Origin of the sequence: Mesorhizobium sp. LNHC221B00 (assembly GCF_000502935.1) — a bacterium.
GTDB lineage: Bacteria > Pseudomonadota > Alphaproteobacteria > Rhizobiales > Rhizobiaceae > Mesorhizobium > Mesorhizobium opportunistum.
In genome coordinates, this window is the sequence record NZ_AYWR01000013.1 from 220,274 (window position 1) to 243,655 (window position 23,382).

At 63.3% G+C, this 23,382-nt stretch carries 22 protein-coding genes and 1 pseudogene; 13 read left to right on the forward strand and 10 right to left on the reverse strand.

The window, feature by feature from the left end; all coding sequences use genetic code 11:
* Positions 1–14 precede the first annotated feature (14 nt).
* A complete protein-coding gene (gene folE / locus X741_RS148405) occupies positions 15–650 on the reverse strand; it encodes a GTP cyclohydrolase I FolE (RefSeq protein WP_013895157.1) in 636 nt (211 codons plus the stop codon).
* A gap of 241 nt (positions 651–891) precedes the next feature.
* Here folE and X741_RS148400 point away from each other — a divergent pair, with 241 nt between their 5' ends.
* Positions 892–1,338, forward strand: a complete 447-nt coding sequence (locus X741_RS148400) for an iron-sulfur cluster assembly scaffold protein (protein ID WP_023778771.1) — start codon at positions 892–894, stop codon at positions 1,336–1,338.
* On the opposite strand, the gene X741_RS148395 is transcribed toward X741_RS148400, so the two are convergent.
* The gene (locus tag X741_RS148395; protein ID WP_023778772.1) at positions 1,335–2,249 is read right to left on the reverse strand and encodes a LysR substrate-binding domain-containing protein; all 915 of its coding nucleotides are present in this window, start codon (positions 2,247–2,249) and stop codon (positions 1,335–1,337) included. The two genes, X741_RS148400 and X741_RS148395, sit on opposite strands and share 4 nt — an antisense overlap.
* Positions 2,250–2,575: 326 nt before the next feature.
* Between X741_RS148395 and yidD the strand changes: the two genes are divergently transcribed.
* Positions 2,576–2,944: a membrane protein insertion efficiency factor YidD gene (gene yidD / locus X741_RS148390; RefSeq protein ID WP_023778773.1), complete on the forward strand. Its 369-nt coding sequence runs from the start codon at positions 2,576–2,578 to the stop codon at positions 2,942–2,944.
* A 141-nt stretch (positions 2,945–3,085) separates the two neighbouring features.
* On the forward strand, positions 3,086–3,907 hold the full coding sequence (blaOXA, locus tag X741_RS148385; protein WP_023778774.1) for a class D beta-lactamase: 822 nt from the start codon (positions 3,086–3,088) through the stop codon (positions 3,905–3,907).
* Positions 3,908–3,912: 5 nt separating this feature from the next.
* Here the strand turns inward: blaOXA and X741_RS1000000171505 are convergent, their stop codons facing one another.
* Positions 3,913–4,356, reverse strand: a complete 444-nt coding sequence (locus X741_RS1000000171505) for a class I SAM-dependent methyltransferase (RefSeq protein WP_348625689.1) — start codon at positions 4,354–4,356, stop codon at positions 3,913–3,915.
* Between the two features lie 31 nt (positions 4,357–4,387).
* Positions 4,388–4,717 (reverse strand): annotated as a pseudogene (locus X741_RS1000000171510) (SAM-dependent methyltransferase); the annotation flags it as partial.
* 209 nt (positions 4,718–4,926) lie between these two features.
* Here X741_RS1000000171510 and thrS point away from each other — a divergent pair.
* Both thrS and X741_RS148375 read left to right on the forward strand, forming a co-directional pair.
* On the forward strand, positions 4,927–6,903 hold the full coding sequence (thrS, locus tag X741_RS148380; protein ID WP_023778775.1) for a threonine--tRNA ligase: 1,977 nt from the start codon (positions 4,927–4,929) through the stop codon (positions 6,901–6,903).
* 85 nt (positions 6,904–6,988) lie between these two features.
* Positions 6,989–7,927 (forward strand): GNAT family N-acetyltransferase, encoded by a 939-nt coding sequence (locus X741_RS148375; RefSeq protein ID WP_023778776.1) that lies wholly within the window; start codon positions 6,989–6,991, stop codon positions 7,925–7,927.
* Positions 7,928–8,032: 105 nt separating this feature from the next.
* Here the strand turns inward: X741_RS148375 and X741_RS148370 are convergent, their stop codons facing one another.
* Positions 8,033–8,995, reverse strand: coding sequence for a hypothetical protein (locus X741_RS148370; protein WP_023763588.1), 963 nt, complete (start codon positions 8,993–8,995; stop codon positions 8,033–8,035).
* A gap of 154 nt (positions 8,996–9,149) precedes the next feature.
* Here X741_RS148370 and X741_RS148365 point away from each other — a divergent pair, with 154 nt between their 5' ends.
* On the forward strand, positions 9,150–9,734 hold the full coding sequence (locus tag X741_RS148365) for a nitroreductase (RefSeq protein WP_023778777.1): 585 nt from the start codon (positions 9,150–9,152) through the stop codon (positions 9,732–9,734).
* A complete protein-coding gene (locus tag X741_RS148360; RefSeq protein ID WP_023778778.1) occupies positions 9,735–10,343 on the forward strand; it encodes a flavin reductase family protein in 609 nt (202 codons plus the stop codon).
* Positions 10,344–10,362: 19 nt separating this feature from the next.
* Here X741_RS148360 and X741_RS1000000171095 read toward each other — a convergent pair whose 3' ends face one another.
* Entirely contained in the window at positions 10,363–10,581 is a 219-nt protein-coding gene (locus tag X741_RS1000000171095; protein ID WP_245272742.1) for a hypothetical protein, read from the reverse strand.
* A gap of 306 nt (positions 10,582–10,887) precedes the next feature.
* Between X741_RS1000000171095 and X741_RS148355 the strand changes: the two genes are divergently transcribed.
* A complete protein-coding gene (locus tag X741_RS148355; protein ID WP_023778780.1) occupies positions 10,888–12,789 on the forward strand; it encodes a hypothetical protein in 1,902 nt (633 codons plus the stop codon).
* Positions 12,790–12,819: 30 nt separating this feature from the next.
* Here X741_RS148355 and X741_RS148350 read toward each other — a convergent pair whose 3' ends face one another.
* A complete protein-coding gene (locus X741_RS148350; protein WP_023778781.1) occupies positions 12,820–13,701 on the reverse strand; it encodes a CoA ester lyase in 882 nt (293 codons plus the stop codon).
* Positions 13,701–14,153, reverse strand: coding sequence for a MaoC family dehydratase (locus X741_RS148345; protein ID WP_023778782.1), 453 nt, complete (start codon positions 14,151–14,153; stop codon positions 13,701–13,703). Before X741_RS148345 ends, X741_RS148350 begins: the two co-directional genes overlap by 1 nt.
* A 151-nt stretch (positions 14,154–14,304) precedes the next feature.
* On the opposite strand from X741_RS148345, the gene X741_RS148340 reads away from it, so the two are divergent.
* Both X741_RS148340 and X741_RS148335 read left to right on the forward strand, forming a co-directional pair.
* Positions 14,305–15,429, forward strand: a complete 1,125-nt coding sequence (locus X741_RS148340; RefSeq protein WP_023778783.1) for a DUF2336 domain-containing protein — start codon at positions 14,305–14,307, stop codon at positions 15,427–15,429.
* A gap of 421 nt (positions 15,430–15,850) precedes the next feature.
* Complete coding sequence (locus X741_RS148335; RefSeq protein WP_156937916.1) at positions 15,851–16,297, forward strand: HEPN domain-containing protein; 447 nt, start codon at positions 15,851–15,853, stop codon at positions 16,295–16,297.
* 7 nt (positions 16,298–16,304) lie between these two features.
* Here X741_RS148335 and X741_RS148330 read toward each other — a convergent pair whose 3' ends face one another.
* Entirely contained in the window at positions 16,305–18,371 is a 2,067-nt protein-coding gene (locus X741_RS148330) for an FUSC family protein (RefSeq protein ID WP_023778786.1), read from the reverse strand.
* Between the two features lie 45 nt (positions 18,372–18,416).
* A complete protein-coding gene (gene parE, locus X741_RS148325) occupies positions 18,417–20,474 on the reverse strand; it encodes a DNA topoisomerase IV subunit B (protein WP_023778787.1) in 2,058 nt (685 codons plus the stop codon).
* Positions 20,475–20,710: 236 nt separating this feature from the next.
* Between parE and cpaB the strand changes: the two genes are divergently transcribed.
* From cpaB to X741_RS148310, 3 genes are read left to right on the forward strand one after another with little or no spacing between them, the layout of a single operon-like run.
* Complete coding sequence (gene cpaB, locus X741_RS148320; RefSeq protein ID WP_245272743.1) at positions 20,711–21,631, forward strand: Flp pilus assembly protein CpaB; 921 nt, start codon at positions 20,711–20,713, stop codon at positions 21,629–21,631.
* 31 nt (positions 21,632–21,662) lie between these two features.
* Positions 21,663–23,108, forward strand: coding sequence for a type II and III secretion system protein family protein (locus X741_RS148315; protein ID WP_023778789.1), 1,446 nt, complete (start codon positions 21,663–21,665; stop codon positions 23,106–23,108).
* Between the two features lie 4 nt (positions 23,109–23,112).
* Complete coding sequence (locus tag X741_RS148310; protein ID WP_023778790.1) at positions 23,113–23,382, forward strand: hypothetical protein; 270 nt, start codon at positions 23,113–23,115, stop codon at positions 23,380–23,382.

Consider the following 23,382-nt stretch of genomic DNA (forward strand, 5'->3'; position numbering starts at 1 on the left):
GCCGGTGACGGGGCTTATATCCCGCCGCCACGCACCATGGTGACAAAACGAACCTGCTCCTCGGGCGTGTCCTTGAAGACGCCGGTGAAGGTGGAGGTCAGCGTGGTGGAGCCCTGCTTGCGGATACCGCGCATGGCCATGCACATGTGCTCGGCCTCGATCATGACGGCGACGCCGCGAGGATTGAGCACATCCTGGATGACGCCGGCGATCTGCGCGGTCAGGGCTTCCTGCGTCTGCAGGCGATGGGCAAAGATATCGACGACGCGCGCGATCTTGGACAGACCGACGACCTTGCCGTCCGGCAAATAGCCGACATGCGCCTTGCCGATGATCGGCACCATGTGATGCTCGCAATGCGAATGGAACTGGATGTCCTTGACGATGACGAGATCATCATAGCCGGCGACTTCCTCGAAGGTGCGGCCGAGTTCCTCCGCGGGGCACATGTCGTAGCCGCCGAACATTTCGCGATAGGCCTTGGCCACGCGCTTGGGCGTGTCGACCAGTCCTTCGCGATCCGGGTTGTCGCCGGTCCAGCGCAGCAATGTGCGCACGGCGGCCTCGACTTCGGCTTCGCTCGGCCGGTCGGTGACCGGCTTTTCCATGTAGGCGGACTGGGGCATGAGTTTCTTGATGACGGCATCCATAAAAAGGCGTCTCCCGTAGTTCCTCTCACAGGAGGAACGAGTTGAACGGACCACGACCTTTCGGTGTCGGAAACTCGCCCCGTTTCCAGCCCCGTAAGCGGCGTGAACTTCCCGGCAAGGACATTGGCTTCCGCAGCCTTGTCGATACCGATCTGCCAGCATTATATAAGGTCATGGCGAGCGAAAGGAAGACACGGCAGCGGCAATCGCTGTTCGCTTGGCGGCGACGGATTGGAAAATAATGATCAACGACGTCTACAATGCGAAAATTCTCGGTTTTGCCGGAAATATCGCGCGCATCGGCCGGCTCGATCACCCCGACGCGACCGCAAAAGCCCATTCCAAGCTGTGTGGGTCGACCGTCACCGTCGACCTCAAGATGCAGGATGGCGTGGTCACAGACTTCGCCCATGACGTGAAGGCGTGCGCGCTCGGCCAGGCCTCGTCCTCTATCATGGCGCAGCATGTCGTCGGCGCGAATGCCGAGGAATTGCGCGCGGTGCGCGAGACCATGCTGAAGATGTTGAAGGAAAATGGCGAGCCGCCCGAGGGGCGCTTCGCCGACCTGAAGTATCTGGAACCGGTGCGCGACTACAAGGCACGCCATGCCTCGACCATGCTGACCTTTGACGCCGTGGTCGACGCCATCGGCCAGATCGAGAAGAAGCGCGCCGAAGAAGCGGCCTAGGCCTCGCTGGAAGCGCGCCTGCTTTCGGCGAATTCGCTTCTAACCCAGTCGGCGAAGGCCAAGGCCGGCTCCGAGAGACCGCGCAGACTTCTGGCCACCAGCCAATAGGCGCCTGACGCGACGTCGATGTCGAATGGCTTAATCAGTGCGCCGGATGCGACTTCTCCACCGATCTGCAAGAGATCGCCAAGCGCTACGCCATGTCCGAGCAAGGCGGCCTGCTTTGAAAGCGATGCGTCCGCCAGCATGGGGCCTCGCGCGGGTACGGCATCGGGCGGCACGCCGGCTGCCTCGAACCAGCGTGTCCATCCCTGGCGATTCTCCTCATGCAAAAGTGTGTAGTTGGCAAGGTCGATCGGCTTCTCAAGAGGAGGGCCTGAGGCAAGCAGGGCCGGCGACAGAACCGGGGAGTCGACCGTCGAGGCAAGCCGCTCGGCCTGGCTGCGGGGCCACGAGGAAGCGTGGGCGCTGAAGCGAAGGGCGAGTTCAGGCTGACCGCCGCGGAATTCGATCAGTCTGGGATCGACTTCGAGGGAAACGTCGATATCGGGCCGCATCTGACGAAACCGGTTGAGCCGCGGGACCAGCCACACCGATGCCAGCGACGGCTCGACGCTGACACGAACCACGGACTGCGCCGGAATCGCGACCAATTCCGACAGCAATTTGTCGATGCCGTCGAAACTCCTGACCAATTGGGAAAGCAGCCGCCGGCCTGCATCCGTCAGTTCGACGCGGCGGTGATGGCGTTCGAACAGGGGCTGGTGCAGGAAGGTTTCGAGTTCGCGGATCTGTCGGCTGATCGCCGCCTGCGAAACGAAAAGTTCTTCGGCCGCGCGGCTGAAGCTCAAAAGACGGCCGGCAGCCTCGAAACTCCTCAGTGCCGTCAGGGGAAGTCGTCCGCGCTTCATTCGTATAATCTCAAGTTATCCCAAGTGGAAATTATACTCGTTTGAAGGCGAAGGCCAGCGGCGGTCTAATCCATGTCAAAGGAGACACGGGTCATGATCCAGTTCCTGAGCATCCTCGGCGATGTCATGCGGATCGCAACGTTTCAGTGGCGCGACGAGAGGCAGCACCCAAAGCGATGTGAAGAGCCGGCCAGCCATGACCGGTGGACACATGCGGCCGGCCGGCAGCCATGTCGCCGTTTCCGTTCGTGACAGCAAGGCGGTGGGATTGCGTTCTCCCGCGCATGCCCACATCTATCGCGTGGAAACGCGATACGGAGACAGCAGTGGGCGACTGGCACGGGCATGTGCATCCAGCGAAACAGCCGAGGCGCGGCCGCAACTGGCCCGGTCCGTGGCGCAAGACGCCTGGCCGTCTCCTCGGCACGTCGATCGTACGCCTCTACCAGCTGACGCTGTCCGGCTTTGTCGGCAACTCCTGCCGTCATCTGCCGACCTGTTCGGAATACGCGCATGAGGCGATCGCCAGGCATGGCCTGTGGGCCGGCGGCTGGATGGGATTTTTCCGGGTGCTGCGCTGTGGGCCATTCGGCACGCATGGCGTCGACCTCGTGCCGGAAGCGCTGGCGGATCGCTATGTCTGGTTCATGCCCTGGCGGTACTGGCGGATCGGCAAGAAACGCCGGCAGGGGTGATTGTGCCGATGCGCCGGTGGGTCGTTTTTACGATCCGGTAGGGTTAACGCAAGCCTGCACAAAGACTGCGCATTTGAGACAAAATCGAGACAAGAGACCTCGTTAAGCCGCTCGCGAACACCCTTCTGGAGCGAGCATCCCATGCGCAATTTCGACCGTCTTCCGTTCATCCTTGCCGGCGTCCTGTTCCTGCTTGCCTGGCTGCTGGGATTTCCGATGCGCGCGCAGTCGGCGCCGCTTGGCGATGTGCAGTGCACGCTGATCGCCGATGCGGCAAGCGGCAAGACGCTTTACCAGGACGGGACCTGCGACCAGCGGTTCAGCCCGGCCTCGACATTCAAGGTGCCACTCTCGCTAATCGGCTACGATGCCGGGATCCTGAGCGACGAGCACACGCCGGCCTGGGACTACAAGCCTGAATTCAAGGCGGCGAAGCGGGATCAAAAAACCGTCGATCCGGTGATCTGGGAGCGGGACTCGATCATCTGGTACTCGCGGGAGATCACCCGCCGGCTCGGCAATGAGAAATTTGCCGGCTATGTCTCGAAACTCGGCTACGGCAACAGCGACGTGTCCGGCAATCCCGGCAAGGACGATGGCTTGACCCATTCCTGGGTGAATTCCTCGCTCAAGATCACGCCGGTCGAGCAGGTCGATTTCCTGCGCAAGCTGCTTGCCCGCCAACTGCCGGTGTCGGCCAAGGCGTATGACATGACATCGGCCATCATCCCGACGTTCCAGGCCGGCGGCTGGACCGTGCAGGGCAAGACCGGCAGCACCAGGCTTGGCGGTGACGCGGACAAGGACAAGCGCTCGCTGGGCTGGTTCGTCGGCTGGGCGAAAAAGGACGGCCGCCAGATTGTCTTCGCGCGGTTGGTCGTCGATGCCACCCGCACCGACATGCCGAAGGGACTGAAGACCCGGGCCGCGTTTCTGAAGGATCTGCCGCTGCTGGTGAAATAGATTGGTCAGGTGCTCCGGCGCGCACGGATGATGTGGCCGCCGGAGTTGGCTGTCCTTTCCGTCGGGGTTCTGGAAAGGCGAGCGGCGATATCGCTGCTCTCGAGATCCTCGATCTCGTCGAAGCCGAGGCCATGGAGAGATTGTGCCAGCTCACCGGGAACGAAGAAGCTGATCCATGGCTCCCCGACAGCGGCAACGCGTGCCGCGTGGAAAGCCAAGGCAGCTTGCCCCGCCGCATCGCGGTTCTCAGCCGGTTCGCTGTAGTCGAACACCACCTCCGAGCCGGGAACACCGGCTATCCAGGACAGCGTCTTGAAGATCGCTTCCTTCGTCAGGTAGGGGACGACCCCCAGCCAGATGAAGAAGCTCGGTTCGGTCGACTGCAAACCGGCCGCGGCCAATTCCGCTGACAGGCTCTGCCGCTGGTTCGGCAAGACCAGCATTGGCAATGCATTTGCGTTTCCAGGCCTGCGTCGCCGGGTGGTCGACTTCGAACACGTTGAGATCCGGATACGGATTGCGCAGTGAAAACGTGTCGAGGCCGGCGCCAAGTACGACGAGTTGCCGGATGCCGCGACGAACCGCCGCCGCCAGCCAGTCCTCGGCGAACCGGGCGCGAGCGGTCACGAACAGGCGCATGCGCCGGCTGCGCTCGTCTTCCTGCTCAAGCTCCTGTGCCGTGGGAGCCGCTTCACCCAGTATCGCGATCGCGTAGGGATCGCGAAACAGCCCCGCCTGCGGTGAAAACTGATGCAGGGCCCTCATACGGGCAACGCCAAGGGCGGTTCGGCTGGTTGTAGCGTCTTCCATGCTGATGATCTCAGTTGGTGTCGTGCCTTTTCGCAAGGTTTTGCGACGTCTGTAGCGACATTTCCTGACGGTTGCGCCAACTACCGCTCTTTACCTGACGCAACGCTGCCTCTAAAACCCGGCCGCTGCTGGTTGTCCATGTGATTTGGCGCATCCGGCTTTACCCCACGACCACCCGCGCTCGTTTGCGGGACTGGATAGGAGATACCATGCTGAATTCCGTTTCCCTGACATTTCCCGATGGCTCCGTCCGCGATTACGACGGGGCGATGACCGGTGCGGGTCTTGCTGAATCGATCTCGAAGTCGCTGGCCAAGAAGGCCGTCGCCTACGCCATCGACGGCACCGTGCGCGATCTCTCCGACCCGCTCGGCAAGTCGGGCAAGGTCGAGATCATCACCCGCGACGATGCGCGCGCTCTTGAGCTCATCCGCCATGACACCGCGCATGTGCTGGCGGAAGCGGTGCAGGAATTGTGGCCGGGGACGCAGGTGACGATCGGGCCGGTGATCGAGAACGGTTTCTACTACGACTTCGCCCGCAACGAGCCGTTCACCCCCGACGATTTTCCGGTGATCGAGAAGAAGATGCGCGAGATCATTGCGCGCAACAAGCCGTTCACCAAGGAAGTCTGGTCGCGCGAGCAGGCGAAAAAAGTGTTTGCGGACAAGGGCGAGCGCTACAAGCTCGAGCTGATCGACGCCATTCCCGAGGACCAGGATCTCAAGATCTATGCGCAGGGCGACTGGTTCGATCTCTGCCGCGGTCCGCACATGGCCTCGACCGGCCAGATCGGCAACGCCTTCAAACTGATGAAGGTGGCCGGTGCCTATTGGCGCGGCGACTCGAACAATCCGATGCTGACCCGCATTTACGGCACGGCCTGGGCCGACCAGGCGCAGCTCGATGCCTACCAGACGATGCTGGAGGAAGCCGAGAAGCGCGACCACCGCAAGCTCGGCCGTGAGATGGACCTGTTCCATTTCCAGGAAGAGGGGCCAGGCGTCGTCTTCTGGCACGCCAAGGGCTGGAAGATGTTCCAAAACCTGGTCAACTACATGCGCCGCCGCCTCGACGAGCAGGGCTATCAGGAGGTCAACGCACCGCAAGTGCTCGACAAGAGCCTGTGGGAGACGTCGGGCCACTGGGGCTGGTATCGCGACGCGATGTTCAAGGTGACGGTCGCCGGCGACGACACCGACGACGACCGCGTCTTCGCGCTGAAGCCGATGAACTGTCCGGGCCATGTGCAGATTTTCAAGCATGGGTTGAAGTCATACCGCGATCTGCCCGTAAAACTTGCGGAATTCGGCAATGTGCATCGCTACGAACCGTCGGGTGCGCTGCACGGGCTGATGCGCGTGCGCGGCTTCACGCAAGACGATGCGCACATCTTCTGCACCGAGGAGCAGCTCGCCGCGGAATGCCTGCGCATCAACGACCTGATTCTGTCGACCTACGCCGATTTCGGTTTTGAAGAGGTCAGCGTGAAGCTGTCGACGCGGCCAGACAAGCGCGTCGGAACGGATGAGGCCTGGGATCATGCCGAGGCGATCATGGGCAATGTTCTGGAGACGATCAGGACGCGCTCCGGCAACCGCATCAAGACCTCGATCAATCCGGGCGAGGGCGCCTTCTACGGGCCGAAGTTCGAATATGTGCTCAAGGACGCCATCGGCCGCGAATGGCAGTGCGGCACCACGCAGGTCGACTTCAACCTGCCGGAGCGTTTCGGCGCCTTCTACATCGGCTCGGATTCCGAGAAGAAGCAGCCTGTCATGGTGCACCGCGCCATCTGCGGTTCGATGGAGCGTTTTCTCGGCATCCTGATCGAGAACTACTCCGGCCATTTCCCGCTGTGGTTCGCGCCGCTGCAGGTGGTGGTGGCGACGATCACGTCGGAGGCGGACGGCTATGCGACCGAAGTGGTGGCAAAGCTGAAGGCGGCCGGACTTCTGGCGGAGGCCGACCTGCGCAACGAGAAGATCAACTACAAAGTCCGCGAACATTCGCTGGCCAAGGTTCCGGTCATTCTCGTCTGCGGCAAGCGCGAGGCGGAGGAACAGACGGTCAATATCCGCCGGCTCGGCTCGCGCGACCAGCAATCGCTTGGCCTTGCCGAGGCGATCGCACAGCTGACCGAGGAAGCGATCACGCCCGATCGCCGGCGCAAGCGCGCGGCCTGATCTGAACAGCCCTTCCGGTCATGGCGGTGGAGCGATCCACCGCCATTTTCATATCCCTGTCACGGCGACCCTGTAACGAGCCCCAATGCTCAAGCTGAAATTGCGCGAACGGCCCTTTCCCGAGCTTTCCTACGCCAACCCGCGCCAGCCGGCGCTGGCGCGCTGGTTCATTCATTCGGTCGAGGGCCTGTCGGGCCGCGATCGTTTCGCGGCACTCTATGATTTCTGGCGCCGCCAGGTGGTGCCGGGCGGCGAGCGGGTGTTCAGCCGCATGCTGGAACTGATCGACGTCGGTGTGCGGACCGCTGATCAATGGCCGCCGGCGCAATTGCCCGACACACCACTCGTGATCGTCGCCAACCATCCGTTCGGCATCGGCGACGGCATTGCGGTGCTTTCGCTGGCCGAGCAGTTGGGGCGGCCTTTCCGGGTGATGATCCACAAGGATTTGCTCAAGATCCGCGAGATGGAGCCTTATTCGCTGCCGATCGACTTTTCCGAGACCAAGGACGCGCTGAAGAACAACATGGCCGTGCGCCATGAGGCAGTGCGGCTGCTCAGGGAAGGTGTCACCATCGTGGTGTTTCCAGCCGGCGGCGTCGCCACGGCGCCAAAGGGATTTGGCCGGGCGCGCGACTTGCCGTGGAAGATGTTTCCGGCCCGTCTCGTCCAGGAGGCGAAAGCGTCGGTCATTCCCATGCATTTTTCCGGGCAGAACGGCAGGCTGTTCCATCTGGTCAGCGGGCCGATGAACATGGCCGAGCGCGATGGCCGTGTGGCCAAATTCGTCGGCAAGGCGTCGCTGACCTTGCGCACGTCGCTGCTGATCCGCGAGTTCGCACGGCTGTCGGGCAAGGCGATCGACGTGCGCGTTGGCGATGTGCTGCGCTGGAGCGAGTTGGAGCCTTTGCGCGACCGTAAGCTGCTGCTCGAGCGCCTTTATCGTGGTGTGTTCGATCTGGCGCCGACACAGCCGCGCCGACGGATACCCTTTCTGCCGACGCGAACAAAGCTGGCAGCCTGATGCATGTCGCCCAAAAGTGGACCCCGGTTTTGGGAGTACGACATGCATAAGAACAAGAGCTTAAAGCGCGTCGGATGAATCCGTTCAACGCGATGCGCTTTAAGGTCAGTCCGCGCCTTCTTCAGGATCCATCGCTGCGGCTTCAGTGGCGAGAACCTCGATCTCCTGGTTCTGACCGGCGACGACCGTGAAATCCTTCTGGTAGATGCGGTCGCGGTTCTTGGCGATGATGGTGTAGTCGCCTTCAGCAAGCACCATGGAGGCGAAGGCGCCGACGGTCTCCTTGATCGGATCGCCGGATTCGTTGAGCAGCGACCACGAGGTGTCGGCGATTGCCTCGCCGCCCGATTCGCGCACCAGCTTCATCGTGATCTCGGCGGCATGGTGCTCGACGGTGGCCTCGGTCAGCTTGCCGGCCTCGACGCGGATGTCGGAGCGGATGACCGCGTTGACGGCGCCGTAGGTCGAGACGACATGATAGATGCCGGCGTTGAGCCGCACGACGCTGTTGGGCTCGACGTCGGGGATGATCAGCGCGCGGTCGCCATTGGCCTCCGCCGTGCCCTCGTAGATCGAAAAGCGCAGCTTTTTCGGCGGAATGCGCACGCCGCCTGACAGCACCGCGTCGAGCTTCAAGCCGCCGGCGTCGAGCACGAGGCTTTCGCGCTTGGCTTCCTTGCCGACCGTGATGCGCTTGGTGGCGCCGGCCCGGCCGTAGGACGCATGGACCAGATAGCTGCCCGGTTCGAGCTGGAAGACGGCGTTGCCGCCATGCGCGGAGGCGACCATCGGCAATTTGCCGTTGACGGCCTCAGGCTTGAAGACACGCCAGACCAGGCCGCGGGTGATGTCGGCGCCTTTGTCGGTCAACTGGGCCGACAGAGTGATGGCGCCACCGCCGCCAAGCGCCAGCGGGGTTTCGCTCTTGGGCGTCGCATAGCTCGAAATTCCGGGAAGTTTCAGGTCGCTGACGCCGTCCTTTTCCTGTGCGGCAGCCATGGTGACCGGCAGCAGGAACAGCGCGGCGCAGAGCCGGACCAGGAAAAGACGCAGTCGCCCCTCAAACATGCCTTGCGTTGAAGCCCATGGCGGTGGCAATTTCAAGGCTTAAGAGTCCGATCCACGACTCTTCAGTCCGGCGCTTGCGCGCCTGTGCCCGAGCCGCCCGACTTCCCGATGGTGCGCTTCAGCTCAAAACCGAGTGTCTAGGAGACTTGCGCCCATGGCGTCGCCGATCATCGACTTCCTGCTCACCCGAAATTCAGCGCCGATTCCGGACCTCAAGGAGCCAGCGCCGAGCGACGCCGATATCGCAACGATGATCGCTGCCGCCACGCGCGTGCCCGATCATGGCCGGCTCGAACCCTGGCGCTTCATCCTCTACCGCGGCGATGTCCGCATCGAGATCGGCAAGAAGTTGGCCGACCTTGCCGAGCAGCGGGAAGGGCCGTTGCCCGAAGGCCGCCGCAACCAGGAACTGGCGCGATTCTCGCGGGCGCCGCTGGTGATCGGCGTGGTATCGGCGCCGAAGGAGAATCCGAAAATCCCGCTATGGGAGATGTTCCTGTCGGGCGGCATGGCGGCGATGAACCTGATGATTGCGGCCAATGCGCTGGGCTATGGCACCAACATGATCAGCAACTGGTATTCCGATGTCCCGGAGGGCAGGGCGATCCTCGGACTGGCGCCGCAGGAGCGTGTCGTCGGCTTCGTCCACATCGGCTCTTATGCCGGCCCGGCGCCGGAGCGGCCTCGGCCCGATCCCGCAAAGCTCTATGCCGATTACTCAGGGCCTTGGGCGGGCTGAATGTTCTACGAGCCATCGAAGGGGCACGGACTGCCGCACGATCCCTCCAAGGCGATCGTGGCGCCGCGCCCGATCGGCTGGATATCGACGCTGAACAAAGCGGGCGAGATCAATCTCGCGCCATACTCTTTCTTCAATGCGGTTTCGACGCGGCCGTTCATCGTCTGGTTTTCCTCGGAGGGAGAGAAGGACAGCGCCTCCTTCGCCCAGGAAACCGGCGAGTTCGTCGCCAATCTCGTTGGCCGCGATCTCGCGGAGAAGATGAATTACACCTCGGTCAACGCGCCGCGCGGCGTCAACGAGTTCGTCTATGCCGACCTTGCAATGGCGCCTTGCCGTCTTGTCGCGCCGCCGCGCGTGGCAGCAGCACCCGCCGCGCTGGAATGCCGGGTGACGGAAGTCTTTCGGCCACGGGCGCTGGATGGATCGCCGACGAGCGCTGTCGTCGTCGCCGGCGAAGTGGTCGGCGTGCACATCGACGATGCCTTTTTGAAGGACGGACTGTTTGACATCACCAAGGCCGGGAATGTCGCTCGTCTCGGCTACATGGACTATGCGAGCGTCGACGAAGTCTTTTCGATGCGCCGGCCGCGCTGGGGCCAGGAATAAGAGCCTTCCAACTTCTTCGCTATCGCGCCTTGCCGGCATTCGTTCGCCGCCGGGCCGTCATGACGGCGCGCACATAGCCGGGCTCTGCGATACGAATGCTTCCGTCGGGGAGGCCGAGTATGCGGTCCAGGGCGATCTCGTAGGGCCTGACGCGTTTCTCCAGGGTTTCGATCGCGACATCCATGTCGGCGTCGCTGCCGCCGGCGAATGCCTTGGCGACCACGTCATGCGTGGCCATGCCGAACTGCATGACGATGTCGGCGACCCCCTCCGGATCGAAGGTCCTGAAGGTGCCGTCTTCGACACCTTGCCGGATGATCCTGACCAGCAGGGGCGAAAACGACCCGCTGGCGGCCAGGTTGATGCGGTCGTAGCGTACAGGCGAAAACGCCTACCACTCGCGGTCCGCCATCGCGGCGGCTTTCTTGGTCGCGAGCGCGCGAAAAGCGATTTCCCTTCATTTGAACACAGGCTAAGAGAACGGCTTCGGCGATGCGTTGGGGTTGGCGCATCGACCTTGGGGATAGTGCGGGGCACCGGCAACATGAAGAAGCGAGACACGCTGGGGACCCGGCTGCGCTACGGGTTTGACAAGAGCATGGCCGCAGGACCGATCGCGCTGATCGGTTGGCTCGCCGTCGTTTCCCTGCTGATCATCATCGCCGCCGCGGCTTTGCTTGCGGTGACCCGCATCGCACCGGAGGGCGGCGAGCCGCTGAACTTTTTCGAAGCGTTCTGGGAATCGCTGATGCGCACACTCGATTCCGGCACGATGGGCGGTGATACCGGCTGGGCTTTCCGTCTCGTCATGCTGGTCGTCACGCTAGCTGGCATCTTTGTCGTGTCGGCCCTCATCGGCGTGCTCAGCGCCGGCGTCGACGGCAAGCTCGATGAATTGCGCAAGGGCCGTTCGCGCGTGCTGGAGGCCGATCACACCATTATCCTCAATTGGTCGCCGTCGATCTTCGACGTCATCTCCGAACTGGTCATTGCCAATGCCAGCCGGCGCCGTCCACGCATCGTCGTCATGGCCAATATGGACAAGGTCGCGATGGAGGACGAAATCGCGGCCAAGGTCGGCAAACTGGGCAACACGCGCATCATCTGCCGCAGCGGCGATCCGACGGATCTCTACGACCTGGCCATCGTCAACCCGCAGACCTCGCGGTCGGTCATCGTGCTGTCGCCGGAGGGTGATGATCCGGATTCGCAGGTCATCAAGACGGTGCTGGCGCTGGTCAACGACCCGAACCGCCGCACCGACCCCTACAACATCGCCGCCGAGATCCGCGATGGCAAGAACGCCGAGGTCGCCCGCGTCGTCGGCGGAACCGAGGTGCAACTCGTGCTGGCCGATCAGCTGATCTCGCGAATCGTCGTGCATTCAAGCCGGCAGTCGGGTCTCAGCGGCGTCTATTCGGAGCTGCTCGATTTCGACGGCTGCGAAATCTACACGACCGGGCAGCCGGAACTTACCGGCAAGACCTTCGGCGAAGCGGTGATGGCGTATGAGCACTGTGCGCTGATCGGCCTTTGCGACCCGCAGGGGCGCGTCGATCTCAACCCGTCGTCGGATCTGGTGATCGGCAAGGACATGCGCGCCATCATCATCGCCGAGGACGATGCCGCGATAAAGCAGGGAGGTACCGGGATCAAGATCGACGCGGCGGCGATCCACGGCCCTCGGCCCCTCGAGACGAAGCCGGAGCGCATGCTGATCCTCGGCTGGAACCGGCGCGGTCCGATCATCACCTATGAACTGTCGCGCTACGTCGCGCCTGGTTCGATCCTGACCATCGCCGCCGATACGCCCGGGCTCGAGCAGGAAGTTGCCGGACTGATGGTCGCCAGCGACAATCTGTCGGTCAAGTGCCGCATCACCGACACCTCGAGCAGCGCAGCACTGGCGAGCCTGGACGTGCCTTCCTACGATCACGTGCTCGTCCTCGGCTACAGCGAAACCATGGCGGCGCAGCCGGCCGACACGCGCACGCTGGTGACGCTGCTGCATCTGCGCAAGATCGCCGATGATGCCGGGCTGCACATCTCCATCGTCAGCGAGATGATCGACGTGCGCAACCGGGAGCTCGCTGCGGTGACCAAGGCCGATGACTTCGTCGTCAGCAACCGGCTGGTCAGCCTGATGTTGGCGCAAGCATCCGAAAACCAACACCTCGCCGCGATCTTCGATGATTTGCTCGATGAGAAGGGCTCCGAAATCTACATGCGCCCGGTCGCGGATTATGTCGCAATCGACCAGCCGCTGACCTTCTGGACGATCGCGGAATCGGCGCGGTTACGCGGCGAGATCGCCATAGGGTACCGGCGCATCCGCACTGGAGATGCCGACCAAAGGGCGCTGGGTGGCGTCATCGTCAACCCGCTGAAGTCGGAAGCGCTAGCCTATCAGCCGGAGGACAGGATCATCGTGCTGGCGCGGGACTGAGAGCAATTCCAGGAAGATTGTAAAACGGATTTAAGCGGAAATCCCTGCCGCTCGCGCGCGTGCCAGAAGCCGTTCGGCCAGCCGCAGGTGCGGGCGGTCGAACATCTTGCCGTCGATGCCGACGACGCCGGGATCTCCCGCCGCCGCGAACGCCTCGACGATTGCCCGGGAGTGTTTCACAGCCTCCGTCGACGGCGTGAAGGCAGCGTTGATGACAGGCACCTGGTCGGGGTGGATCGCCATCTTGCCGGTGAAACCGTCGCGCTCGGCTTCGGCGCATTCCTCGGCGAAGGCCGCCATGTCGCGAAAATTCGGGAAAACCGTGTCTATAGCTGCGACTTCCGCCGCACTGGCGGCGAGAATGGTCATGGTGCGGGCAAGGCGGAATAGATCGGTGTACCGGCCGTTCTCGTCGCGTGCAGATCGCGCGCCGATCGCCGCCGACAGGTCTTCCGCGCCCCAGGTGAGGCCGGCCAGCCGCGCGCTTGCGCCGGCATAGGTCACGGCGGCAAGCACACCGGCCGGGGTTTCGGTGATGATCGGCAGGATTTTGATCGCGCCGTCCGCGAGGCCATTTTCGGCCTCGCGAACCCTGAGCTTTGCCGAGAGCTGCTGCACATCCTGGCCGCTGTTCGACTTGGGCAGCATGATGCCATCCGGCTTCGCCGGCACGAGCGCGGCAAGGTCGTCGTCCGTCAGCCCGGTCGACAGGTCGTTGACCCTGACATAGATCGCCGAGCTGGGTTGGCTCCGGCGTCCGGCGATGAAGCGTGCCGCGATCGCGCGCGCCGTTGCCTTGTTCTGCGGCGCCACTGAGTCCTCGAGGTCGACGATGACCACATCGGCGCCGACGCCAAAACCCTTTTCCAGCTTCCGTTCGGAATCGCCGGGAACGAACAGCAGCGAACGCATCAGCCCGCCTTCTTCAGCATCATTGCTTGCCTGATACATTTGGCGACGAGGTCACCATGCTGGTTGTAGGCGCGGTGCTCGAATTCGACGATGCCGCGATCGGGCTTCGATTTCGATTCCCGCACCGAGACGACCGTGGTCTCGACGCGGATGGTGTCGCCATGGAACACCGGATGCGGAAACACGGTCTCCTTCATGCCGAGATTGGCGACCGTCGTGCCGACCGTGATGTCGTTGACCGAGATGCCGATCATCAGGCCGAGCGTGAACAGTGAGTTGACCAGCGGCTTGCCCCATTCGCTCTTGGCGGCGAAATCGAAGTCGATATGCAGCGGCTGCGGGTTCAATGTCATCACCGAAAACAGCATGTTGTCGCTTTCGGTGATGGTCTTGCGCAGCGTGTGCTGGAAGACGTGGCCGACGACGAACTCCTGGAGATAAAGCCCGGCCATTTTCTGTCTCCTTCGCTGCTGACGGTTGATAAGCGCTGCAAATCGGCCCCGCAAGCCAGTTAATGAACATGGTGAACCGTTCGTAAACCATTTGTGCCTACGGTCATGACCGGGGCCAGAAACCTTCTGGCTAGGGGCGTAAGCAGACGGCATGGTTGTTGTTTCGCATTTCCTGAAGTGGATCTACACGGCCAGGGTGTCCGAGCGGGCCGCCGCGGCAAGCGCGCTGGCCCGTGCCTACATCAATTCCGAATTGCCGTTCGAGGACCGCTGCGCCGCCGAGGCCGCGCTGACGCTGCTGCTCGACGATGCCTCATCGAAGGTGCGGCTGGCGATGGCAGAGGCGCTGTCGATGAGCCATCACGCGCCGCTGCAGATCATCAGCGCGCTGGCCTCCGACCAGCCGGAGGTTGCCGGCGTAGTGCTGGCGCGGTCGCCGCTGCTCACCGACGCCGACCTGATCAACCGCGTGGCGGCAAGCCAGAAGGCAACACAGACGCTGATCGCCGATCGGCCGCTGGTCTCGATGGCGCTGTCGGCGGCCATCGCCGAGATCGGCGAGGCGGAAGCCTGCGCGGTGCTGCTGGCCAACAGCGGCGCCGATATAGCGTCGCTCAGTTTCCGCCGCATGGCTGAGCGCCATGGGCATCTGCCCCTGGTGCGCGAGGCGCTGATATCGGATATCCGCTTGCCTGCCGACTGCCGGCACATGTTGCTCATCAAGCTCGGCGAGACATTGAAAACATCACCGCTGGTCATGGCTCTGATGGGCGCCGCGCGTGCCGAACGCGTCATGCGCGACGCTTGCATCAAGGCCTCGGTGACGTTGATAGAAGGCACGCGCCCGGAAGAGCACGCGGCACTGATCGAGCATTTGCGCCTGCGCGGCGATCTCACCGCGAGCTTCCTCATCCGCACCATCGCGCACGGCAAGGTGGATTTCTTCGGCTCCACGCTGGTCGCGCTCAGCCAGCAATCCGAACAAAGGGTGAGGGCGCTGCTCGCCGGCGGGCATGATGTCGCCCTGCAGGCGCTGTTCCGCAGCGCTGGCCTCGCCGCCGCCACGCACGCGATCATCCTGCGGGCGCTGAAAATCTGGCGAGAGGTCGCCAATGGCAAGCGCGTCGCTGGCGTGCAGGAGGTCAGCTGGCTGATGCTCAAGGAATTGGGCGGGCAATCCGCGGACGGCGACCTCGCCACCCTGGTCAAGTCGATCCATCTCAATGCGCTGCGCGAGAACGCGCGCGGCCATGCGCTGGCGATCGCCGCGGCCTAGTCTCGGAACCCTCCGGACGACGGGATGGTCTCGATGCCACTGCGTTGTCGGCGCAAAGAAACGGTATTATGTTTGAAGAATGGGCTATCCATTCGCAACGCCTCTCACCGTGCCGGCCGAGATCAAGCCGCTGATCGATGAAATCAGGGTTCGCCTGAATCCCGATTCTATTTGGCTGTTCGGTAGCCGAGCACGTGGCGACAATCGGCCTGACAGCGATTAGGATATTCTCGTTGCCTTGCCGGATGATGCTAGGCCGGAACTGCTGGATCCACTTATCGGTTGGGCAATTCAGCACGAAATCGGAATTCCCGCGACAATCTTGTCCACCACATCCAGCGCTTTGGCTGCAAGTTGGAATTCACGAAATACGATCGCGTATGACATTGCCAGAGACGGACGTCGATTGGATGTCTGATCAGTGGACCATCGCCAGCGCGCTTCGATTGGCGAACGGGGCATCAGCGATGCGAGTATGCTGGCTGCATCAGGCTCCCGTAACGCCGCCTATCTTAGCCAGCAGGCGATGGAGCAGATCATCCGAGCCTTGGCGACCTCGGAGGCGATTCACATCGATCGTCACGACGCACACCAGCTCGACAAGATTGTAAGGCGCTTTCCGGATGATCACGCCGAGAAGACGGCGTTGAAGTCACTCGTTTGGCTGGAGGCTTATGCAACTACTTTTAGGTATACGTTGCCTTCTGGTCAGATACCTCGCGCGCCCGACAACGCTAAACTCCGGAAAGCCATAGATGACATCGCGAGCCTTATCTTGCGGGTGGCGAGGCATTTCAAAGTCGACCTTGTCGATGAATCAAAGGCAGCCCAGACGGTGATGCCTATGCGCAGACCCGGTCCGCAATGACGTTCGCCTAAGGCCTGTTGTTCGCAAAGAAATCCGGGAAATCCTCCATTGCCGCGGCGATGATGCGCAGTGACGCCGCGATCTGCAGCATGTCGCCGGTGGCGTCTTTCTGGGCGATGGCCGCCGCATATTGGCGGGCGACGGCGATGGTCGCCGTCTGCGGATCGCCTGGGGCGCGGAAGAGCAGTTCGTGTGCCAAGCCTCTCAGGAAGTTGGCGATCGAGAGCGCGGTTTCGGGCGCAATGGCATGGTTTTGGCTCGTAGCGCGCAGCCGAAGGATCTCGAGGCCGACCGTGACGGCGACGACGCCGCCACCCAGAACCGCCTCGCCCTTCCTGCCCGAATTCTGCACCAGCGGCATCAACTGGTTGATGCGGTCATAGGCGAGGCTTTCGAAGGCCGAACGCCTCGGCACACGCTCGTGCAGGCAAAGCCGCGCCAGATCCTCGCGCATGGCGCGCACGATGCGGTTGGCCGCGAGCCACGGATCGGCGGGCAGTACAATGAGGAAGACACCGATCGCCAGCAGGATGCCGACCAGCACCGACGCCGAGCCGGCGGAGAACGGGCCAGGATCGTAGGTCATCGCCTGGTGCGGACTGAGGAAGGCGAGGAAGTTGATGGCGAAGGCGGTGGCTACGCCGACATAGCGTGGATTGGCCATGCCCAGCGCCGTCGGCACCAGGATCGGCACGACAAACAGCACGAACCAGCCGAAGCCGGGCAGGGCGGGCAATGCGATCTGGCCGACGAGAAAGGCAAAAGGCAAAGCCAGCAGCGTTCCCTTGAAGAAACCCCAGGACACCTGCACGGGATCGGGGCGGGCAGCAAACAGGCTCGACACGACGGCAACGAGAATGACGGTGCCGGCCGCTTCCGACCATTTCGTCGTCAGCCAGAAGGCCGCGACCAGCAGTGTCGCAAGGGCCGCGCGCACGGCGTTGCGCGCCGCGCCGGGATAGTCGCGGTGTACCACGAGGGCCGGCTGCTGGCTGGCGGGACCTGGGCGACGCGTGACCGGCGCGCGCAAGGCATCGAGCCCGCGCAGCACCTGCTTCAGCGCCTCGGCGAAATCGGCGGCGATGGTGAGGCGGGTGATGGTGCCTAGCTTGTCGTCCTGGTCGGCCGGGGCATCGGGCATCCGCCGGGCCCTGGCCGAGATCGCGTCGAGCCGGGCCACCCAAGGCGCGGTGTCATCCAGCGCGCCGGGTTTGGTCGCCAGTTCGCCGACAAGCAGCTGCAACTCCGAGCGCACCGGAATGAGCGCTGCGTTCTTCGGCGCGGCGTGCGAATGCAGGGCACGCGCGGCCGAGAGTGCCGACAGCAATTGTCCGATGGTGCGCCGCACGGGGTGGGCGCGCGGCGCGAAGCTCGGCGCCTCGAGCCTGGCATAGGCGCGCATCTCGCCAAGTGTCTGGGTGTCGGCGACCAGCTTCCTGTGCAGGCCGGAAAGCGTTGCCGGATCGCCGCCGGAGAACGCACCGCCGGCATAGGTCGCAAGATCGATGATGCAGCGCTTCAGCCGCGAGATGATGGCGTCACTGGCCAGCTTGGGCAGGATCAGCCGGCTTGTCAGGCCGGCGAAGACAATGCCGAGCACGATTTCGGCACAACGCGCGACCGCGAGGTCCACGACCAGATGCGGCTGCCCGAAGGCGGGCAGGCCGATGATCATCGCGGTATAGCCGGCGAGTGCCGCACCATAAGCTTCGGGATTGCGCAGCAGCGACGAGACGAAGGTGCAGATGCCGATCCAGACCGCGAGCACCGTCACCAGCAACCAGGGGCCGGTGCCGAACGCGGTGGTGATGCCGATCGCCGCGACGCCGCCCACAAGCGTGCCGAGCAGCCGGTAAAAGCCCTTTGCCAGCACCATGCCGGCGACCGGCTGGGCAACGATGAAAACCGTCATCATCGCCCATTGCGGGTGGTCGAGCTTCAGCGCATAGGCGACCAGAAGCGCGATCAGGCCGGCCGAAACGGTGCGCAGGGCGAAAATCCAGTCCGAACGCGTCGGCTGCGTCAGCCCGGCCAGATTGGTGTCGAAATAGTCCTTCAGCCGCACCCAGGTCACATGCTGGTCTCCGTACCCGCACGGACAAGGTAGAGCAGTGGGCGGCTAGATATCCAGCACTTCCGCCTCGGCGAATTCGGCACGTTCCTGGATGAAACGGAAGCGGGCTTCCGGCTTGGTGCCCATCAGCTCATCGACCCTGTCCTTGGTGGCCGAATCGACTTCGTTCACATCGACCCTGAGGAGTGTGCGCTTCCTCGGGTCCATGGTGGTCTCCTTGAGCTGCGCGGCCATCATCTCGCCCAGGCCCTTGAAGCGGCCAAGCTCGACCTTGCCGCGCCCGGTGAATTCGGTGCGCAGCAGTTCGTCCTTGTGCGCGTCGTCGCGGGCGTAGGCGACCTTGCCCCCCTGCCTGATCGAGTACAGCGGCGGCACCGCGAGATAGAGGTGTCCACCACGCACCAGCGCCGGCATCTCCTGGTAGAAGAAGGTGATCAGCAGCGAGGCGATGTGGGCGCCATCGACGTCGGCGTCGGTCATGATGATGACGCGGTCGTAGCGCAAATCCTCATCGCGGTACTTCGATCGCGTGCCGCAGCCGAGCGCCTGGATCAGGTCCGATATCTGCTGATTGGCGGCCAGCTTGTCATTGCCGGCGCTGGCGACGTTGAGGATTTTGCCACGCAGCGGCAGCACCGCCTGGCTGGCGCGGTCGCGTGCCTGCTTGGCCGAGCCGCCGGCCGAGTCACCTTCGACGATGAAGAGTTCGGCACCGGCGGCGGCGTTCTGGGTGCAGTCGGCCAGCTTGCCTGGCAGGCGCAGCTTGCGCACCGCGCTCTTGCGCGACACTTCCTTTTCCTGGCGCCGGCGCACCCGTTCGTCGGCGCGCGCGATCACCCATTCGAGCAGCTTGGAGGCTTCCTGGGGATTGTCGGCCAGCCAATGGTCGAATGGATCGCGGATCGCGGTCTCGACAATACGAATGGCCTCGATTGTCGCCAGCCTGTCCTTGGTCTGGCCGACGAATTCCGGCTCGCGGATGAACACCGACAGCATGCCCGCCGCCGAGATCATGACGTCTTCCGAGGTGACGATCGAGGCGCGCTTGTTACCCACGAGCTCGGCATAGGCGCGCAGGCCCCGCGTCAGCACATTGCGGAAACCGGCCTCGTGCGTGCCGCCTTCACCGGTCGGGATGGTATTGCAGTAGGAATTGACGAAGCCGTCGCCGCCGAACCAGGTCACCGCCCATTCGAGCGAGCCATGGCCGCCTTGCTTGTCGCTCTTACCGGCGAAGATTTCGCGCGTCACCTGGAAATCGTCGCCCAGCGACGCCTTGAGATAGTCCTTCAGTCCGCCTGGAAAATGGAATTCCGCCTTGGCCGGCGTCTGGTCCTTTTCCTTGATCAGCGACGGATCGCAGGTCCAGCGGATCTCGACACCACCGAACAGATAGGCCTTCGAGCGCGTCATGCGGTAAAGCCGCGCCGGCTGGAACGCGGCACCCTTGCCGAATATCTGCTCGTCGGGGTGGAAGCGGATCTTGGTACCGCGCCGGTTGTGGATTTCGCCAAGGTGCTCGAGGCCGCTGACCGGAACGCCGCGCGAGAATCTCTGCCGGTAAAGCTGGCGGCCACGCGCGACTTCGACCTCGAGATGATCCGATAGCGCGTTGACCACGGACACGCCGACGCCGTGCAGGCCGCCTGAAGTCTCGTAGACCTTGGAATCGAACTTGCCGCCCGAATGCAGCGTCGTCATGATCACTTCGAGCGCAGGTTTCTTGAATTTCGGGTGCGGATCGACCGGAATGCCGCGGCCATTGTCGGTGACGGAGAGATAGCCGTCGGCCGAAAGCTCGACATCGATGAAAGTGGCGTGGCCGGCAACCGCCTCGTCCATCGAATTGTCGATCACCTCGGCGAACAGATGGTGCATCGCCTTGTCGTCGGTGCCGCCAATATACATGCCCGGCCGGCGCCGCACCGGCTCCAGGCCTTCCAGCACCTCGATGTCGGCGGCGCTGTAGCCCTCCGAACCGTCGCGGCTTGCCGCCGGCCGCTTGGCTGCCGCCTGCACCAGCGGATCCGCCGGGCGCGCCGGTGCGCGGACCGGCTGCGGTTGCTTGTCCAGGTCGCCGAAAAGGTCGTTGTTGTCGTCCATGCCTGCCATAGGTCCGGTGCTGCGAATCACCCGCCGATACTGCCACGCTTTTCAGCGCCAAGCGACGGAGGTTCCTGTTACGTTCGGGGATCCGGCCCGTCTTATCCTAAAACCATTCGATAACCAAGCGGGCGGAAATAGGTCGAATGCCGTCGTTCTGCGTTCCTGATTCTTTAACAATGCCACGTAGCGTGAGCCCAACATAACAAGAAACTACGGGCATCAGGGGTTTGGGCGTGAGGGGCAAAGCCATAACGATGATCGGTATCGCCGCCGTTTTCGGCGCGATCTCGATCTTTGCCGCGGATTTCTGGGTCAAAAGCCAGGCCGATGCCCAGGAGAAGACGGCCTCGATCGTCGCTCCGGCCCCGCCCAAGATCGAATTCAAGACCATCGTGGTGGCGAACGCTCCGTTGCGCTACGGCATGGAACTCGATCGCACGAAGCTCATCGAAATTCCCTGGCCGCAGGATTCGCTGCCGCAGGGCGCCTTTGCCACGATCGATGGACTGCTCGGCGAAGGCGGCCGCGTCGTGCTGTCGCCGATCGAGGTCAACGAACCGGTGCTGCTCACCAAGCTGTCGGGGCCGAACGGCCGGGCGACGCTTTCCAACATGCTGACGCCCGGAATGCGGGCGGTTACCATCCGCACCGATGAGATCGCCGGTGTCGGCGGCTTCGTCACGCCGGGCGACCGCGTCGATGTCGTGCTGACGCGCGATGCCGGTGAAATCCAGGAGGTCGCCAAGAACGCGCAAGGGGCGGCCGGTTCGACCATCACTTCCGAAATCGTCGTCGCCGACGCCAAGGTGCTGAGCGTCGGCCAGGGCGCCGACGAGCGCCAGACAGCGCCGCAGATCGCCAATTCCGTGACCCTCGAGGTGACGACCGAGGGCGCCCAGAAAGTGGCGCTTGCCCGCACCGTCGGCACGCTGTCGCTGTCGCTTCGCTCGGCCAGCGAAGGCGGCGACGGCAAGAACGGCGTCACCACCATCTCCTCCTTTGGCGGATCGGTGGCGTCCAAGGCGCAGGCCACGGCCGGCTCGTTATTCGATGCCATGACCAAGGAGCCGGAGAAGCCGAAATTCAAGACGGTCATCGTGACGCGTGGCACGAAGGCCGAGGAATATCAGGTTCCGGCGCGGGACCAGAAGTAAAAGGCCGGTGGGGACCGGGTGGGACGGGACAATGCTGATGCGTACCCTATATGGAATGACGGGCCGGTCGTGCTTCGTGCGCGCCCTGGCGATGGCGGTTTCGCTGGCCGCGGGCGCGATGCTCGCCTTCGCCGGCGCGGCCAGGGCGGACAATGACATCGTCTATGTCTCGGCGACCAAGAATGCGTCGATCAAAGTCGCCAAAGGCAAGCCCAAGACGATCATCACGAGCGCGGCTTTCTACCAGATCGTCATCGGCGATCCCGAGATTGCCAACGTCAATCCGCTGACCGATAAATCCTTCTATGTGCTGGGCAACAATCTCGGCACCACCGGCATCGCGCTGTTCGACGACAAAAAGCAGCTTGTCGGGACCGTCGACATCGAGGTGACGCTCGACACCGACGAACTGGCGAACACCATCCGCGCCAGCGTGCCGGACGCCAAGATCAAGGTCGGCTCGGCCAATGGCCGCGTGGTGCTGTCGGGCGAGGCGGACGACGCTGTCGCCGCCGAGAAGGCAAACAAGATCGCCACCCGCTTTTCCGGCAACGAGGAGGTGATCAATTCGGTCAACATCTCGTCGTCGCAGCAAGTCCAGCTCAATGTCCGCTTCGTCGAGATCAACCGCCAGGCGGGTCAGGATCTGGGTGCAAAATACAGCGCCAATTTCGCCTACGGCTTCGGCGGACGCGATGTTTCGCTCGAGCCGGGCACGGTGCCGGCGGCGGGAACCGGTGAAATCATCGGCCGGCTGCTATCCAACGGCGTCTCCATCGATATCGCCATCAAGGCGCTGGAAGAGCGCGGCCTTGCCCGGCGGCTGGCGGAACCGAACCTTATCGCCCGTTCCGGCGAGACGGCGAGCTTCCTGGCCGGCGGCGAATTCCCGATTCCGGTTTCGGAGGACAACGGCAAGATCTCCGTCAGTTACAAGAAATACGGCGTCAGCCTGGACTTCAAGCCGACCGTGCTCAAGGACGGATTGGTCAGCCTGGACATCGCGCCGGAAGTCTCTTCGATCGACGCGTCGGCGTCCTACAACATCGGCAACATTTCGGTGCCGGGTTTCATCGTGCGCCGTGCCAGGACGTCGATCGACCTGAAGAACGGCCAGAGCTTCATGATCGCGGGGCTGCTGCAGTCGCAGAACGACATCACCACCTCGCGTATTCCCGGTCTCGGCAAGATGCCGGTGCTTGGAGCGCTGTTCTCGTCGAAATCCTACCAGCGGCGCGAGACCGATCTGGTCATCATCGTCACGCCCTATCTGGTCAAGCCGGTCGATCCGTCGAAGAAAATGGCCGTGCCGACCGACGGCACGCAACCGGCCAGCAACGCCGACTACTTCCTCAACAACACGGAGGAAGTGAAAGGGTCGGATACCAACCGCGCCCTGGCTATGGCCGGCGGCGGTGCCGCACGGGCCGCTCCCGCCACCACGGTCGGGCATTTCCTCGACCTGCCGAAGGACTGAAGTCATGCGTCTGATCCTGAGATCGAGCGTCGTCTTGCTGCTTGCCGGTTCCGCTGGCGGCTGCACCAGCGACGACTATGTGCGCAGTGAAGGCGTGACGTCAGGCGCCGGTGACGCCCAGGCCGCCAACACCGTCATGCAGATGGTCGACCCGTGGAAGTACGGTGTCCAGAACACCAGGCTTCTAGTGCCTGCCAAGCGCGGCGATGCCGGAGCCGTCACACCCGATCAGGCGGCGGGCGCGAAGGCAGCGCAAACAAGCACAAGCGACTGA